Origin of the sequence: Methylobacterium goesingense (genome assembly GCF_022179225.1) — a bacterium.
Lineage (GTDB): Bacteria > Pseudomonadota > Alphaproteobacteria > Rhizobiales > Beijerinckiaceae > Methylobacterium > Methylobacterium goesingense.
In genome coordinates this window covers 18,323-34,547 of the sequence record NZ_BPQL01000060.1, presented here as the reverse complement: position 1 = coordinate 34,547, position 16,225 = coordinate 18,323, and the positions used below count along the sequence as shown (strand labels likewise).

Sequence of the window (16,225 nt, the reverse complement as noted above, 5' to 3'; positions counted from 1 at the left end):
CTTGGCCTCCTGCAGGCGGTGTGCGTCCAGGCGCAGGAGGGGACCGCCGAGCTGCACCGACGCCTGGGTCGAGGCCGGCAGGAAACCGCTGCTGACGATGCCCCCGACGGCGCCCTCCCGCCCGACGGTGGCGGTCTCGGCGCCGCGCCCGTCGCGCATGACCACCATCAGGCTGACCACCGTCTGATCGCACGGAAAGGCGATCGTCCGAACGGAGGCGCCGACCTCGAACAGGGTCTCGCCGCGCTCGCAGATGACATAGTCGAGGTGGGGATCGAGCAGCGCCCGGTCCTCGGGCTGCAGGCCGTCGAGGAGGAGGTTGCCCGGAACGGGAATGATTCGCGATGAGGCGGTGTTTCGGGTCGACATCGAGACCGGGACCACATCCCGATCTTGAGAGGACATCGAATCGCGAGCCGGATTTTGCGTCGCGTCTTCCGTGGACTCTTCCGTGGAATCTTGGGCCGAAGCCATGGAGCGCGCCGTGTTCACCGTCTGTCTCTCCGGCCTCTAGCGCATCGCCCGCGTAGCCGTCTGTCTACAAGTAGACATTCATGAGACAATTCTGTTCTTTTGATGGGATGCCGGCGTTCGGGGAGGTCATCCGTCGGGTGATTTCATCGGCGCCGCGCGTGGCCCGCGCCGGCCAGGTTCACGCCTGCCCGGCCTCGTCGCCCTCGCCGATGCAGTCCAGGGCGCGCTCCACGGCGGTGACCGCGTCGAGGAGGTTCTGGACCGTGCGCTCGACCTCGCGGGCCGGACGCCCCATCGCGGCGGCCCGGGCGCTTACCGCCTCGAGCTGCTCCAGGAGCGCGAAGAGGTCGTCGGCGACCGCCACCACGTCGGTGACCACAACCGCCGGGGCGGCGGGGCGTCGAAGGAAGGGGACTACGTTGCTCATTGGCGCCATGTGTCGCGTGTTCGCCGCCAAAGCGCCAGCCTGCGGGCCGTCGGATTCCACATCTTCGGCCCCCGGAGGCCGCTTGCCTGCCAGGGTGGTGAGCGCATTCGTGGCGCGGTGACATCACTCCGCCAGGAACCGGCGACGATTCGTTAGCCTTGCGCTTGACGCGCGCGGGACGTCGGCAGCACGACGGGTCCACTCGCGACACCAGGAAACCAGCCGATGCGCCTTGCCCCCCTCGTCCTCGCCGCCGCCCTCCTGGGCGGCCTCTGTGCCTGCAACAGCGACAGCCCGAGCGGTCGCAGCGGCGTTTCCGACGCCTTCGACACCAGCAACTACCGCCGCTCCAACGACACCAACGGCACCCAGACCCGCCGCGACGTGAACCGCCAGTACACCCAGCCCTCGATGCCTTCGATCGTGAACCGCGGGAACTGAAGGCGGACCGAGCGCCCCGAGGCGCCCGGCCCGCACCGCCGCGGCATCACGCCTGCGGTGGCGGGGGCCGGAAGCCGTCCCGTCAGGCCTCGTCCGCGTCCGGCTCCGGGGCAGCCTCGCTCGGATCGGCATCCTCGTCGTTCAGATCGTCGTTCGTCGCGGACGAGGCACTCAGCGGCGCGATGAAGGCCCGGTGGACGTGCCCATCGACGAAGCCGTCTCCCTCGATATCGACGCGTGCCCAATCGTTCAGGCGCCCCTCAAAGGCCAGCACGGTCAGCACCGTTCCGGTATCGATCGCGGAAAGAATCGGAAAGTCGAGGCCCGGCCCTCCCCGGAGCTTGAGGCCCCCGCGCGCGATCACGCGATACTGTTCGGTCCCCGAGACGGCGGAGGTCGAGGCGACGCGCGACACGGCGCTCGGAGACGTCTGCCAACCCTTCTGGGCCGCCTTCCTGAGCCAACCCGGGGCGGTGGCGGCGGCGCCGCCGGCACCCCAGACCAATCGGGACGTGTCCCGCGGCGAAGTGCCGAAGCCCACATGAAGCGTCGTCGGTCCCATATAGTCGACCGCCGCACCGATGCCGGTCGCCCCATTGGCGGCCGCCGCCGTCACGAAGGCGGCGACGATGTCCCGATCGCCCGTCTTCGTGAAATCGAGAGCCCGGCGCCCGTCCACGAGAAGTTGGAGATCGGCCGCGAAGCCGTTGTCGTGCCGTGTCGATCCCGTGCGTTTGCGACACGTGCCCTTCGGACATTGGCCGCCGGAGGTCACCCGCACCACGTCGATGCCGGCCGCATCCGCGGCCTCGATCAGGACCGCCCGCAAGGTGCCGTGGATCGGCAGGTCTCGAATCTTGCCCTTCGTGTCTTCGCGTACGATCGCCATGATCATCCCCCCGCATCAACCGGAACGATGATCAATCAACTTCAGGTTATACTCAAGCGCCTCCCGTGCACCGCTCAGTTCTTCGCCAGCGCGTCCGCGAAGGCGATCATCCGGTTGCGGGCGTAGGTCGGCAGGCCGGCGCTGATCGAGGTGCCGGTGTTGAAGGACGAGTTGCCCATCAGCACCTGGGCGGGGAGCAGGTTCTTGAGTACCGGCACGCGGGCGTATTCCTGCTTGCGGTCGAGGACGTCGGCCTTGATCGCGAGCGCCATGTAGGTGGTCACCACGGTCTTGGTCGGATCGCCCGGCATGGGCTGGAACACCGCCAGGAACTTGCCGAAGCGCAGGATCTGGTTGACCCAGAAGATGGTCTGCTCCAGCCCGCCGCTCACCGGGGTGTCGATCTTCGTGAGGTTGCCGAGCGCGGCGATCTCCGCCGGGGGCAGGGTACGCAACTCGCTCTGGAACGCGACGAACTCGGCGATTTTCTTGGTGGCCCCGTCCTCCAGACGGTTGGCGAGCTTCACGCCGAGCGGCAGCTTGCCCTCGAGGTCGTAGCGCGATTCGATGCAGGTGGTGCCGGCCTCGCACCAGGGCCGGTCCGGCCGTTTGGCGAAGGCGGCGGCCGGGTCCTTGTTCGGCGTCGCATCGGCGGGGTTGAGCGCCTTGTGCTTGATCACCGGGTCCATCTTGGACACGAAGCCGAGGGTGGCGTAGGCGGCAAGATCGATGCGCTCCGGGGCCTTGGCCACCACGAAGCGCCCCTGCGCCACGTAGACCTTGAGGGTCTCGTGCCGGCGCTTGGCGACTCCGTTCAGGGTCTGCACGTAGTCGGGCTCGGCGTAGGCCGGGTGGGGCGCCAGCGCCGCGCGCTCGCCGGGGCGGAGCTTGCCCCAGTCGAGATACGGCACGAGGCCGCTCTCGGGCTTGGCCGGATCGTCGCGGTGATCGGTGAACAGGATCGTGCCGGGCTTCAGGCCCGCCACGCTCGCCGCCTCGATGGCGGGCACGTCCTTGATCCGCTCCGAGACGGCGGGGTTCGTAGGCGGCTGCTGCTTCATGCCCTCCTGGGCGAGGGCGGTGCGGAACCCGCCCTGCGCCGTCAGGGCCAGGGCAAGGAGGAGGGTTGCCGAAACTTGGCTGTGCACGTCGGGGCCTCGGAGATCGGGAAGGGGGTGGCGGCGCTGCGGCTCAGTAGGGCGGGTCGTCACCGAACAGGTAGTCGGGATCGCGGCGGCGCGGGCGGGGGCGAACCTCCTCCTCGTCGCCGAAGGGCGAGCGCTGGGTGCCGGGCCAGGGCTGGTAGGTCTCGCCCTGCGCCCGGCGGCTGCGGCGCTCGCCGAACGGGTCGAGGAGGTCGGAATCGGGCCCGGCGCGGCGATCCCCGGACAGTCCCCCGTAGGCCCCGCCCGCGACGTCGGGCGAATCCGGGTCGGCGCCGAGGTCGCCGTCCTCGGGATCGGGCCGCATGGCGGTCCGGGTCTCGCGGGGCAGCAGCTTGTACTGGGTGTCGGCCATGCGGCCGTCCTTGATCCGGAAATGCTCCTGGAAGCCGCCGCCCTCGACGCGCTCGCCGCTGCGCGGGTCGATGCTCGCATCGGCAAGGAACTGGCGCGCCTCCGGGGTGGGTGGCGCGAGGGGCGTGCGCGGCACCCCGTTGGCCCAGGCCGCCTGCAAGATGGTACCCGCGATGGGCACGGCGAGGTGGCCGCCGGTCTGTCCGCGCCCGAGGGTCCGGCGGGTGCCGTCGGCATTGTCGTAGCCGACCCAGACCACGATGGTGATCTCGTTGGTGAAGCCGGCGAACCAGGCGTCGTTCTCGTTCTCGGAGGTGCCGGTCTTGCCCGCGATCGACGACGAGAACCGGGCGAGCGCGGCGGCCGTGCCGTGGTTGGTCACGCCCTGCAGCATGGTCTTCAACTGGTAGAACGCCACCCGGTCGGCCGAGCCGATGCGGGTCGGCGCCCGCGCCGCGCGGGTGTAGAGGGCCTTGCCGTCGCGCTCGATCGATTCGAGGGCGTAGGGCGCGGGCCGGGCGCCCTCGTTGGCCACCGCCGCATAGAAGGCCGCGAGATCCACCATCCGCACCGGTTGCGCGCCGAGCACGAAGGGATAGTAGCGCTCGCACTCGGCGTAGATCTGGGCCTCCAGGGCGAGGTCGCAGACCTTCTGCAGGCTGGCCGGCGCCGTGTCGCTGATCCCGCCCTGGAGCAGGCGGGCGGTGACGAGGTTCTTCGAGAATTCGAGGCCCCGGCGCAGGGTCGTGGCCCCGGCGCCGCCGCCGTCATAGTTCTTCGGCGACCAGGAATCGCCGACCCCGCCGATGGGCGGCAGGGTGATGGCGGAATCCATCACCAGGGTATTGGGCTGGAGCCCGGCGGTGAGGGCGGCGAGGTAGGTCAGCGGCTTCAGGGTCGAGCCCGGCTGGCGCACTGTCTGGGTGACGCGGTTGAGCTGGCTCAGCGGGTAGGAGAAGCCGCCCGCCATGGCGAGGATGCGGCCCGTGCGGTTCTCCAGCACCAGGGCGGCGCCCTGGACGCTCGGTCGCACGCGCAGGTCGGCGCGCGGATTGCGCGCGTTCGGGTCGCGCAGCTTCACCCGCACCACGTCGTAGGGCTGGAGCTTGCCTCGGGCCGGCCCGGGTTCCAGGCTGGCGGTGCGGCCGTCGGCGAGGCCGATTTTGGCGGTGCCGCCGCGCCCCGCATCCAGCACCACCGCGAGCGGCCAATGCACGTCGTAGAGCACGGGCCGCGCGGTCTCCAGCGCCCGCTGCCACGCCGGCTTCGGGCGCTCGACCTTGGGCGCCGCTTTCTCGGCGGCCGCCGCGGCCTTGCGCTCGGCCTTCGTCTTCGGGGCCGGGACGGGCTTCGGTGCGTCGCCCACGAGGAGCGGCACACCCAGCGGCGAGGCCTCGACGGCCGGAGCCGCGCCTTCGAGCTTGCGCACCGCGTCGGCGATGTTGAGTTCCGGCCCCTCGTAGCGGGCGCGGCCGGTGGCGCGCTCATACCCGGCGAGCCCCTCCTGCAGGGCCGTCTCGGTGGCGGTCTGCAGGCCGGCATTGATCGTGGAGCGCACCACGTGGCTGGCGGCGGTGAGGGATTCGACGCCCGCGAAGGTGCGCACCTCCCGGGCCAGGTGGTCGACGAAGTAGAAGCCGGCATCCCGCCGGGTCGCGTCGAGGGGCTTGAGGCCCAGCGGCGCGTTGGCCGCCTCGCCGAGTTGCGCCTCCGTGATCACGCCCTCCTCCTTCATGCGCGCCAGCACGTAGGCCCGGCGCTCGCGCGCCCGGTCGGGGTACTTGTCGGGGCTATAGAAGTTCGGGCCCTTGGGCATGCCGGCCAGCAGCGCCGCCTCCGGCACGGTGAGCTGGCCCACCGATTTGCCGAAGTAGCTGCGCGCCGCCATCTCGATGCCGTAGGCGCCGCGGCCGAGATAGATGCCGTTGAGGTAGAGTTCGAGGATACCGGCCTTCGGCAGGATGTGCTCCAGCCGGGAGGCCACGATCATCTCGCGGATCTTGCGCTCGTAGGTGACGTCGTCGCCCACCGAGAGGTTCTTGACCACCTGCTGGGTGATGGTGGAGCCGCCCGCCGGCCGGCCCGGGGAGGCGAGGTTGCCGATGAAGGCGCGGATGACGCCGCGCTCGTCGATGCCCTTGTGGGTCTCGAAGCGCTTGTCCTCGGCCGCCACGAAGGCCTTCTGGACCATCGCCGGAACCTCGGCGATGGGCACGCTGAGGCGCCGGCCATTGGACTCGAAGGCCTCGGCGTAGCGCTTGCCCGCGCCGTCGAGGATGAGGCTGGCGCCGGGGAGCTTGCGGTCCCTCAGGGCCTCGGCCGAGGGCAGGTCGGCCACCGCCTTGTTGTAGAACGCGATGACCTCGCCCGGGTCGAAGGGCGAGTCCTTCGGGTTCTCGCCCTTGCAGAACTGCCGGTAGCTGATGTTCAACTCGCCGATGTCGAGGCCGTGCAGGATCTTGGGGGCGCTGGCGCCCGCCACCGCGCTCGGATCCTCCATGGCGGTCGAGATCAACTCGTCGAGGTTGATGTCCTCGATGTCGAAGGCCTTGCGCATGTGGGCGCAGCCGTCGCGCAGGATCTGAACGACCTGGGATCGGTCCGCCACCGGATCGAACTGCGTCTTCACCGCGTCCGGCCGCGTCGTGACCTGGCTGAGCGTCAGCGCCGTGGCGAACAGCTTGATCAGGATGATGTTCATGCGAGCCGGGATACCGGAGGAAGGGTCGTGGCGCGGAGGGGCCGCACGGTCATAGCCGAGACCGCGTGCCGGAGCGTGGCAGATGCGCTGCACAAGGCGGCTGATTTAAGGACGATGCGGCCACGCTTGGGGCGTGCGCCAGCGGCAACGCTTTCTCGCGGGCCCGCGTTATGGCCCGGGGCGGCCGCCTCCGGAGACGCCCGCATGATCAAGGACCTCTGGTACAAGAACGCCGTCGTCTACTGCCTGTCGGTCCGGACCTTTCTCGATGGCAACGGCGACGGCATCGGCGACTTCGCCGGTCTGGAGCGACGGCTCGACTACCTGCAGGGAATCGGCATCACGGCGATCTGGCTGATGCCGTTCCAGCCCTCGCCCAAGCGCGACGGCGGCTACGACATCACGGACTATTACGGGGTCGACCCGGATTACGGATCGCTCGGCGACTTCGTCGCCTTCACCCATGCGGCCAAGCAGCGGGGCCTGCGCGTCCTGATCGACCTCGTGGTCAACCATACCTCGGACCAACATCCCTGGTTCCAATCCGCGCGCTCGGACCCGGATTCGCCCTACCGGGACTGGTACGTCTGGTCGAAGACAAAGCCGCCGCACGCCGACGAGGGCATGGTGTTCCCCGGCGTGCAGACCACCACCTGGACCCGGGACGCCAAGGCGGGGGCCTACTACTTCCACCGCTTCATGCCGTTCCAGCCCGACCTGAACACCGCCCATCCGGCGGTGCGGGCCGAGATCCAGAAGATCATGGGCTTCTGGATCCAGCTCGGCGTCTCGGGCTTCCGCATGGACGCGGTGCCCTTCGTCATCGCCAAAAAGGGGCCGGAGGTCACGGGCGAGCCCGACGAGCAGTTCGACATGCTGCGGGACTTTCGCGAGTTCCTGCAGTGGCGCCAGGGCGACGCCATCATCCTGGGCGAGGCCAACATCCTGCCCAAGAAGGACCTCGACTATTTCGGCGACGACGCCGATCGGCTCCACATGCTCTTCAACTTCCAGGTCAACCAAGCCCTTTTCTACGGCCTCGCGGCGGGCGATGGACGCCCTCTCGCCAAGGCCATGCGCAAGACCTGGAACCGGCCGGATTCGGCCCAGTGGGCGGTGTTCCTGCGCAACCACGACGAGCTCGACCTCGGACGCCTCACCGAGACCCAGCGCCAGGCGGTGTTTTCGGCCTTCGGCCCCGAGAAGGGGATGCAGCTCTACGACCGGGGCATCCGGCGTCGCCTCGCCCCGATGCTCGGCGGCGACCAGCAGCGCATCGAGATCGCCTATTCGCTGATGTTCACCCTGCCGGGCACGCCGGTGCTGCGTTACGGCGACGAGATCGGCATGGGCGACGACCTCTCGCTGAAGGAGCGCGAATGCGCCCGCACGACGATGCAGTGGAGCGGGGAGGCCCAGGGCGGCTTCACCAAGTGCGAGACCCCGACCCTGCCGGTGATCGAAAGCGGCGCCTACGGCTTCGACCACGTCAACGTTGCGGCCCAGCGCCACGACCGCGGCTCGCTGCTCAACTGGATGGAGAGCATCATCCGCACCCGCAAGGAGGTGCCGGAGATCGGCTGGGGCGACTTTTCCGTGATCGAGACGGCCTCGCCGGCGATCCTGGCGATCCGCTATGACTGGGAGGGCAATTCCGTGCTCTGTGTGCACAACCTCGCGGGCACGCCGATGGAGATCGAACTCGCGACCGGACTCGAAGGGCCGGAGGGCCGCGTCCTCATCGACCTCCTCACCGGCCGCCGCTGCGAGGCCGATGCCGACGGCCGCCACTGCCTTATGATGGAGCGCTACGGCTACCACTGGTTCCGCGTCGGCGGCCTCGACGCCCCGCTGAAGCGGCGGGTGGGGTAGGCCCCGCTACTTGTTGCGCCCGAGCAGCACCAGCCAGCCGATCCCGATCACGCAGACCATGGCGCCGACGGTGATGAAGGCGGGGGTGCCGAGGTCCATGAAGCGCGGGGCGAGCTGCGTCGCGAAGGCGGCGACGATGAGCGCCACGGCAATGCGGGCGGCGGCGCGCTCGATGCCGCGGGTAAGCTTCTCGATGCCCTTGAGCTCGATCTCGACGGTGACCCGGCCCTGCTTCAGGCGCACCAGCATGAGGTGGATCAGGGTCGGCAGCTCGGAGGCCGCGCCGAACAGGCCCGCGCCCACCGCCTCGACCTTGCGGGTCAGCCCCTTGATCGAGAATTGCGAGGCGAGCTTGCGCCTCACGGTCGGGCCGGCGGCGGAGAACAGGTCGAAGCCGGGATCGAGCTGGCGCATCACGCCGTCGGCCGTCACCAGCCCCTTGAACAGGATGGCGAGATCGGTGGGCATGGCCAGATCGTTCTCGCGCGCCATAGTCATGAAGTCGGTCAGCAGCGCGCCGAAATCCAGCGATGCGCCGGTGTGGCGCGCCACGAAGGCCTGCGAGGAGGCCTCGAGCTTGGTCAGGTCCGGGTTGCTCGATCCGCTCCAGTCGAGTAGCACCGCCATCAGGCCGTCGGAATCCTCCTTGAGCATGGCGCCGATCAGCATCAGCAACTGCGTGCGCCGGCGCTGCGACAGCCGCCCGATGATGCCGAAATCGATGAAGCCGATCCGGTTGCCCGGCATGATCAGCATGTTGCCCGGATGCGGATCGGCGTGGAACACGCCCTCGATCAGGGCCATTTGCAGGAAGGCGTCGGTGCCCTTCTGGGCGAGCAGCACCTTGTCGTAACCGGCCGCATCCAGGCGGGCATGGTCGTTGGGCGGGATGCCGTGCACGAATTCCTGCACGAGCACGCGCTCGGAGGTCCATTCCCAGTGGATCTTGGGCACCACGATGTCGTCGCGGTCGGCGAAGATCGCCGCGATGGTCTCGCAGTTGCGCGCCTCGTTGATGAGGTCGAGCTCGCCGTAGAGGCCGCTGGCGAGGTGGCGCATCTGTTCCTGGGGCTGGTAGCGCCCAAATTCCGGCCACTCGTCCACGACGATGCGGGTGGCGTGGCCCATCAGGCGCAGGTCCGCCTCGATGGTCTTGCGCAAGCCCGGCCGCAGCACCTTCACCACCACCTCCTCGCCGGTGAGGAGGCGGGCGCGGTAGACCTGCGCGATGGAGGCGGCCGCCAACGGCGTGGTGTCGAACTCGGCGAAGATCTCCGAGGCCGGGCCGCCGAGATCCTCCTCAAGCTGGGGCCGGATGCGCTCCCAGGGGATCGGCGAGACCTGGCTGTGGAGCTTCTCCAGCTCCTCGGTCCATTCCGGGGTGAGGAGGTCGGGCCGGCTCGCCAGGATCTGGCCGAGCTTGACGAAGGTCGGCCCGAGGGTCTCGATGGCGCGCCGCACCCGCTGGGGCTGCGACAGACGGGCGATGTCCACCTGCGGCGTCCGGCGCTTGGCCAGCCGCGCCACCTGGGCGAGGCCGAGGCGCTCGACGACCTTGGTCACGCCGAAGCCGATGAGGACGGACGCGATCTCCCCGAGGCGCTGCCGATCCCGTGCGGCGACGAAGGCGGTTTTCAGCATGTGTACGCGAGACCCGGGGCGGGGAGGGGAGGCCGTCCGCGACGGACGGCCGAATGGTGGTTAAGGCTCCGCTAGGCCCCTGGCGAGGCCGAAGTTTGACCGTGGGGCCGCCGGGGACGCGACCGATTCGCGCCCGCACCGATCTCGGGCTAGACAGGCGGCATCCCGCGCCGTCGCGGCGCCATCCCCGCGAGACCCCCGATGCCAGGCACGCCCCGCGCCGGAATAGTTCCGGTGACCCCCTTCCAGCAGAACTGCACCCTGATCTGGTCGGACGAGACCAAGGTCGGCGCCGTGGTCGACCCGGGCGGCGACCTGGAGCGTATCGAGGCGGCGATCGCCGGTCAGGGCATCACCATCGAGAAGATCCTGCTCACCCACGGCCACATCGACCATGCGGGCGGCGCGGCGGAGCTGCGGGACCGGCTCGGTGTGCCGATCGAGGGTCCGCACGAGGCCGACCGCTACCTCCTCGACAGCCTGCCGGAAACGGGCGCCAATTACGGCCTCGACGGCGCGCGCGCGGTGACGCCGGACCGCTGGCTCGCGGACGGCGACGTGGTCGAGGTGGGGGGCCTGGCCTTCGACATCCTGCACGCCCCCGGCCACTCCCCCGGCAGCGTGGTGTTCATGAGCCGCGACGCGCGCTTCGCCCTGGTGGGCGACGTGGTGTTCAAGGGCTCGGTCGGCCGCACGGACCTGCCCGGCGGCAGCCACGAGCAGCTGATCCGGGCGATCAAGGACCGGGTGCTGCCGCTCGGCGACGACGTGGCCTTCATCCCCGGCCACGGCCCGACCAGCACGCTCGGCGAGGAGCGCCTGACCAACCCGTTCCTGCAGGATTGAGGCGCGTCGGGCCGCCCCCGGCGGGCCGACCGCGCGCCCTTGACCTTTGGTTAAAGCGGCGCGCGCATCATGACGGCGTTTCGGGGCCCCGGCGGGCCCGGAAACGATGCATTCCCAATGCGAAACGCCTATATTGCGTGAATCAAGAAGAAACGCAGGCGCGCGGGGGTCCGGCCTGGGCCGACGAGCCCAGCCCGAGCGCCCGCCTGCCCGAGGAAGTTCATGTCCGACAGCTCCCATAAACTCGCGGCCGATGCCTACGGCGCGGAATCCATCCGGGTCCTCAAGGGGCTCGACGCCGTGCGCAAGCGCCCCGGCATGTATATCGGCGACACCGACGACGGCTCGGGCCTCCACCACATGGTCTACGAGGTGGTCGACAACGCCATCGACGAGGCGCTCGCGGGCCACGCGGACCTCGTCACCGTCACCCTGAACGCCGACGGCTCGGTCACGGTGTCGGACAACGGCCGCGGCATTCCCACCGACATCCACAAGGAGGAGGGGGTCTCGGCGGCCGAGGTCATCATGACCCAGCTGCACGCGGGCGGTAAGTTCGACCAGAACTCCTACAAGGTCTCCGGCGGCCTGCACGGCGTCGGCGTCTCGGTGGTCAACGCCCTCTCGCAATGGCTCCGCCTGCGCATCTGGCGCAACGGCAAGGAGCACGCGATGGAGTTCCGCCACGGTGACGCGGTCTCGCCGCTGATCATCGTCGGCGACGGCAACGGCCGGCGCGGCACGGAGGTGTCGTTCCTGCCCTCCACCGAAACTTTCACGATGATCGAGTTCGACTACGCGACGCTGGAGAAGCGACTGCGCGAACTCGCCTTCCTCAATTCCGGCGTGCGCATCGTCCTCACCGACGCGCGCCACGCCGAGCACAAGCGCGAGGAATTGTTCTACGAGGGCGGCATCGAGGCCTTCGTGCGCTACCTCGACCGCTCGCGCAAACCGATCGACGGCATGCAGAAGCCCGTGATGGTGCGGGCCGAGCGCGACAACATCCGCGTCGAGGTGGCGCTCTGGTGGAACGACTCGTTCAACGAGACCGTGCTGCCCTTCACCAACAACATCCCGCAGCGCGACGGCGGCACCCACATGGCGGGGTTCCGCGCGGCGCTCACCCGCCAGATCACCGGGTATTCCGAGTCGTCGGGCATCGCCAAGCGCGAAAAAATCTCGCTGACCGGCGAGGATTGCCGCGAGGGTCTCACCGCCGTCATCTCGGTGCAGGTGCCGGACCCGAAATTCTCCTCCCAGACCAAGGACAAGCTCGTCTCCTCTGAGGTGCGCCCGGCCGTGGAGAACGTCCTCAACGAGGGGCTCTCGAACTGGCTCGAGGAGAACCCGGCGCTGGCCCGCTCGGTGATGGCCAAGGTCATCATGGCGGCCTCGGCCCGCGAGGCAGCCCGCAAGGCCCGCGAGACCGTGACCCGCAAGGGCGTGCTCGACATCGCGTCCCTGCCCGGGAAGCTCGCCGACTGCCAGGAGCGCGACCCCTCGAAATGCGAGATCCTGCTGGTTGAGGGCGATTCCGCCGGCGGTTCGGCCAAGCAGGGCCGCGACCGCACCTTCCAGGCGGTGCTCCCCTTGCGCGGCAAGATCCTCAACGTCGAGCGCGTGCGCGCCGACCGGATGCTGTCCTCGGCCGAGATCGGCACGCTGATCACGGCGCTGGGCGCCGGCATCGGCCGCTCCTCTACGGACCGCGAGGGCTTCAACCCCGATAAGCTGCGCTACCACCGCATCATCATCATGACGGATGCCGACGTCGACGGCTCGCACATCCGCACCCTGCTGCTGACGTTCTTCTTCCGGCAGATGCCGGAGGTGATCGAGCGCGGGCACCTCTACATCGCCCAGCCGCCCCTCTACAAAGCCGCCAAGGGCAAGTCGGCGATCTACCTCAAGGACGAGCGGGCGCTCGAGGACTACCTCATCGACGCGGGCGTGGACGGAGCCGTGCTGCGGCTGGCCTCCGGCACCGAGTTCGGCGGCGCGCAGCTCAAATCCCTGGTCGAGGAGGCCCGCCAGTTCCGCGGGCTGATGCAGGCGCTCCACACCCGCTACGACCGCGCCGTGGTGGAGCAGGCACTGATCGCCGGCGCCTTCCGGATCAATGTCGACGAGAATCAGGCCGAGGCCGAGGTGCTGGCCGAGGAGACCGCCCGGCGCATGGACCGGATCGCGGACGACATCGAGCGCGGCTGGGAGGGCTCGGCCGCGGAGGGCGGCTACGTCCTCAGCCGGACCCTGCGCGGCGTGCGGCAGGTGGCGACCCTCGACGCCGCGCTGCTGGCCTCTCAGGAGGCCCGCCGCCTCGCCGATCGGGCCGAGGCCCTGCGCGAGATCTACGACGAGCCCGTCGCTTACGCGCGCAAGGGCGACGAGACGGTCCTGCACGGCCCGGTCGGCCTGTTCGAGGCGGTGATGGCCTTCGGCCGCAAGGGCCTGCAGCTCCAGCGCTACAAGGGCCTGGGCGAGATGACCGCCCAGCAACTCTGGGAGACCACCCTCGACCGCGACGTGCGCTCACTCCTGCAGGTGAGGGTGAAGGACACCCAGGACGCCGACGATCTGTTCGTGAAGCTGATGGGCGACGTGGTGGAACCCCGCCGCGAGTTCATCCAGGACAACGCGCTCAGCGTCGCCAACCTCGATGTCTGATCGCACCGATGTTGGGCATTCCAGTAGATCTTGAGAAATGTCCAAGAGTTTCTGAGAAAATTCCAGACCGCTTGATCGGTGTGATTTTTCAGAAAAGATTACCCCTGCAGTCGGGTAGTCTGTCCTGATTTACTAAGAAGCGTGTCTCTCGCGGCCTTATGGCTCGTGCCTGATAGTCGCGAGAGCATTGATTCAAAGATAATTCCTGCCGTCAACGCTGGTAGCCGCGGGGGTCAGGCGCAGGCACAGGCCACGCTGCGCGGCGCGGCGCGGCGCGGCGCGATCGAGGGTGCCGACTCCTGGGCATGCAAGCGGTCGAGCTGGTTCTCGACCATGGCGAGGCGGGCCTGGACGCGGGCGGCTTCTACTTCAGCGGTTTTGGCCAGGGCAACGAGCGCGGCGTGCCCAGCCTAAAATCTTGTAAACGCCCAGCCCGCCCCTTCCGTGCAGAGGCGGCTTGCGGGCGAAGAGCCGCCATCTCAGCAATTGTGGCAGAAAGTCCGGAAGTGGCGCGTAGCCGACCAGTCGGCATGCTAACTGCTGACCCTTTGCGGAAGCTGGGAAGGTCCGCTTGCGGGCTGTCTGCAAAACGGGACGTATGACCTAGATGGGTGGATTCCTGCCTGTCTGCTTTCGGTCAGAAAATACGTAAAGCTGTCATTTTTTGAAGATTGACGAGATGCAAAATTTCAGCGACCGTTGGAGCCCAAGATCAAAATCAAATTTCTGATCTGAGCTAATGATGCCGCAAAAGCTCAGGCTGCATGCTGCTGATTGATCCCAGCCTCAGTGTTGTGTCCTCGGACCCAAATTTCAGGCATTTTATAACCTGAAATTTAGCTAGGTTGCATCTCGACAGATGCGGCGTAGCTTTCGTTTACATGGTCGTTCCATTCGGTCTTCGGGGCCTAGTCGCCATTGCGGTTGGCAACTCGGTCGAACGTCATCGAACCGGTATCTCACCCTGTAGCCAGCCTTGAAAGATCGCGTACTGGACGATGTGCGCGCGGCTGGTGATGCCGAGGCGGCAGCAGGCCCGGGCCTTCTGGGTCTCCACCGCCTTGGGCGTGGCCCCGAGGCGAATCGCGACCTCCTTACTGGTGAAGCCGAACGCGACGAAGCGGAGGATGTCCCTCTCGCGTTCGGTGAGGATCGCCTGGTCGTCATCGTGGACGGGGCCGGCGACGGGGCGATGCGGACCGAGGCTGCGCGCTGGCAAGGACGGATCCGTGTAAGTCCCGCCCGCGAAGACGGCCCGCACGGCCTGGGCGATATTGAGAAAGGCCGAGCGCTTCAGGACATAGCCGCTCGCTCCGGCCTCGAACGCCTGATCGACATACACCCGGCTCTCGTAGACGCTCAGGATCATCGTCCGGGCCGGGCTGTGGCGCTCGACCAGCCTGCGTATCACCGCGACGCCGTTCAACTCCGGCATGGCGAGGTCGAGGATGGCGACGTCGGGCATCAGCTCCATCACGGCCTGCACCGCGGCGGAACCGTTCTCCACCGAGGCGACGATCTCGACCTCGCCGGTGCCGGACAGGAGGTCCGCGACGCCGTGGCGGAACACGGGGTGGTCGTCCGCGAGCACGGCGCGGATCCTGGCACGCTCAACCATCGGACGACACATCCCCTCTGAGGTGGACGCGGGCCATGACGGTCGTGCCATGTCCGGGCATAGATTCGAGTTCGAGGCTGCCGCCCACCAGCGACATGCGCTCGCGCATCCCGATCAACCCGAGCTTGCCCTCCGCGACGAGGGCGAGGGCGGAGGCCGCATCGGCATCGAAGCCGACGCCGTCGTCGTCGACGGTGAGGGTCAAGTGGGACACGCCGAAGAGCAGCACCACGGAGACGGCACTCGGTTGCCCGGCGTGCTTCGCCACGTTCGTGAGGGCTTCCTGGGACAGGCGATAGAGCGTGACGGCGAGCTCGGTGGACAGCGGGACATCCTGTCCGACCATCTGGAACTCCGTGGCGATTCCCGTCAACCGGCTCCACTCCTTTGCGAGGTAGCGCAAGGCGGTGACGAAGCCGAACTCGTCGAGGGCCGCCGGGCGGAGTTCCAGCGACACGCGCCTGAGTGCCTGCCCGATGTCCTGAGCCTGACGGAGGAGGAGGTCGAGCTCGGCCAATGCCCCGGGGGCCGCCAGATGGGGCGTCAGCCGCCGCAACCCGAAAGTCATGGCAACCAAATGCTGTCCCGCGTGGTCGTGAAGGTCGCGGGCAAGCCGACGCCGCTCGTCCTGTCCGGCCCGATACAATCGGGTCAGGACTTGGTCCCGCTCTCGTTCCGCCGCCACCCTCGCGGCCGCATCCTCCTTGAGGCGGACGAGCAACCGGCCGCGCTCCTCCAACAACGATTGCATGCGGCGGCTACGAAGCCTGCGTTCCTGCATGACGCCGCGGGCGGCTTCAAGCTTCGCCGAGAGGATCGCGAACCTGCGGTCCAGCATGGGTCCGTCGAGATGGAGCAGGGTCAGCACGCGGCCGCCGAACGCATCGAACCGCGTCCGCGCACCGTGACAGCGTCGACGCTCCACGGTCCCGTCATCGGCTTCGAGGAAAAGCGTGCCGGGTACGATGGCGTCGGTCGATGCGCAGCGTTTCAGGTAGCGTAGGAACCCCACCCGCCTCGTCCCGTGGATGGGCAGCACGTCGTCCGGCCGGACGCCACCCACGGTCCCGCGGGCCGCGGCGTTAGCGGCCACCACCAGCCCGCCTTGGTCGACGACGAGCATCGGGGC

The 16,225-nt window shown here is 68.6% G+C and carries 12 protein-coding genes; 4 read left to right on the top strand and 8 right to left on the bottom strand.

The features are described from left to right. Positions 1–369: cyclic nucleotide-binding domain-containing protein (locus tag MFF30_RS11475; protein ID WP_506289927.1), on the bottom strand; the 369-nt coding region annotated here is incomplete at its 3' end. Positions 370–652: 283 nt separating this feature from the next. Further along, positions 653–901, bottom strand: coding sequence for a hypothetical protein (locus tag MFF30_RS11470; RefSeq protein WP_238279525.1), 249 nt, complete (start codon positions 899–901; stop codon positions 653–655). Between the two features lie 225 nt (positions 902–1,126). Between MFF30_RS11470 and MFF30_RS11465 the strand changes: the two genes are divergently transcribed. Further along, positions 1,127–1,342 carry a hypothetical protein gene (locus tag MFF30_RS11465; protein WP_238279524.1) on the top strand — a complete coding sequence of 72 codons (216 nt, stop codon included), beginning with the start codon at positions 1,127–1,129 and terminating at the stop codon, positions 1,340–1,342. Positions 1,343–1,424: 82 nt separating this feature from the next. Here MFF30_RS11465 and MFF30_RS11460 read toward each other — a convergent pair whose 3' ends face one another. From MFF30_RS11460 to MFF30_RS11450, 3 genes are all read right to left on the bottom strand, one after another. Further along, a complete protein-coding gene (locus tag MFF30_RS11460) occupies positions 1,425–2,231 on the bottom strand; it encodes an SH3 domain-containing protein (RefSeq protein WP_238279523.1) in 807 nt (268 codons plus the stop codon). 74 nt (positions 2,232–2,305) lie between these two features. Further along, the gene (locus tag MFF30_RS11455) at positions 2,306–3,379 is read right to left on the bottom strand and encodes a hypothetical protein (protein ID WP_373320887.1); all 1,074 of its coding nucleotides are present in this window, start codon (positions 3,377–3,379) and stop codon (positions 2,306–2,308) included. 43 nt (positions 3,380–3,422) lie between these two features. Then, the gene (locus MFF30_RS11450) at positions 3,423–6,449 is read right to left on the bottom strand and encodes a penicillin-binding protein 1A (RefSeq protein ID WP_238279522.1); all 3,027 of its coding nucleotides are present in this window, start codon (positions 6,447–6,449) and stop codon (positions 3,423–3,425) included. Between the two features lie 204 nt (positions 6,450–6,653). On the opposite strand from MFF30_RS11450, the gene MFF30_RS11445 reads away from it, so the two are divergent. After that, positions 6,654–8,321 carry an alpha-amylase family protein gene (locus tag MFF30_RS11445; protein ID WP_238279521.1) on the top strand — a complete coding sequence of 556 codons (1,668 nt, stop codon included), beginning with the start codon at positions 6,654–6,656 and terminating at the stop codon, positions 8,319–8,321. Positions 8,322–8,327: 6 nt separating this feature from the next. On the opposite strand, the gene MFF30_RS11440 is transcribed toward MFF30_RS11445, so the two are convergent. Continuing rightward, entirely contained in the window at positions 8,328–9,962 is a 1,635-nt protein-coding gene (locus MFF30_RS11440) for an ABC1 kinase family protein (RefSeq protein WP_238279520.1), read from the bottom strand. Positions 9,963–10,163: 201 nt separating this feature from the next. On the opposite strand from MFF30_RS11440, the gene MFF30_RS11435 reads away from it, so the two are divergent. Together MFF30_RS11435 and gyrB are read left to right on the top strand one after the other, a co-directional pair. After that, positions 10,164–10,808 (top strand): MBL fold metallo-hydrolase, encoded by a 645-nt coding sequence (locus MFF30_RS11435; RefSeq protein WP_238279518.1) that lies wholly within the window; start codon positions 10,164–10,166, stop codon positions 10,806–10,808. Positions 10,809–11,030: 222 nt separating this feature from the next. Next, on the top strand, positions 11,031–13,478 hold the full coding sequence (gyrB, locus tag MFF30_RS11430; protein WP_238279517.1) for a DNA topoisomerase (ATP-hydrolyzing) subunit B: 2,448 nt from the start codon (positions 11,031–11,033) through the stop codon (positions 13,476–13,478). Positions 13,479–14,421: 943 nt separating this feature from the next. Here the strand turns inward: gyrB and MFF30_RS11425 are convergent. Together MFF30_RS11425 and MFF30_RS11420 are read right to left on the bottom strand one after the other, a co-directional pair. Beyond that, a complete protein-coding gene (locus MFF30_RS11425; RefSeq protein WP_238279516.1) occupies positions 14,422–15,096 on the bottom strand; it encodes a response regulator transcription factor in 675 nt (224 codons plus the stop codon). Continuing rightward, positions 15,089–16,219, bottom strand: a complete 1,131-nt coding sequence (locus tag MFF30_RS11420) for a sensor histidine kinase (RefSeq protein WP_238279514.1) — start codon at positions 16,217–16,219, stop codon at positions 15,089–15,091. Before MFF30_RS11420 ends, MFF30_RS11425 begins: the two co-directional genes overlap by 8 nt. Between the last annotated feature and the right edge of the window lie 6 nt (positions 16,220–16,225).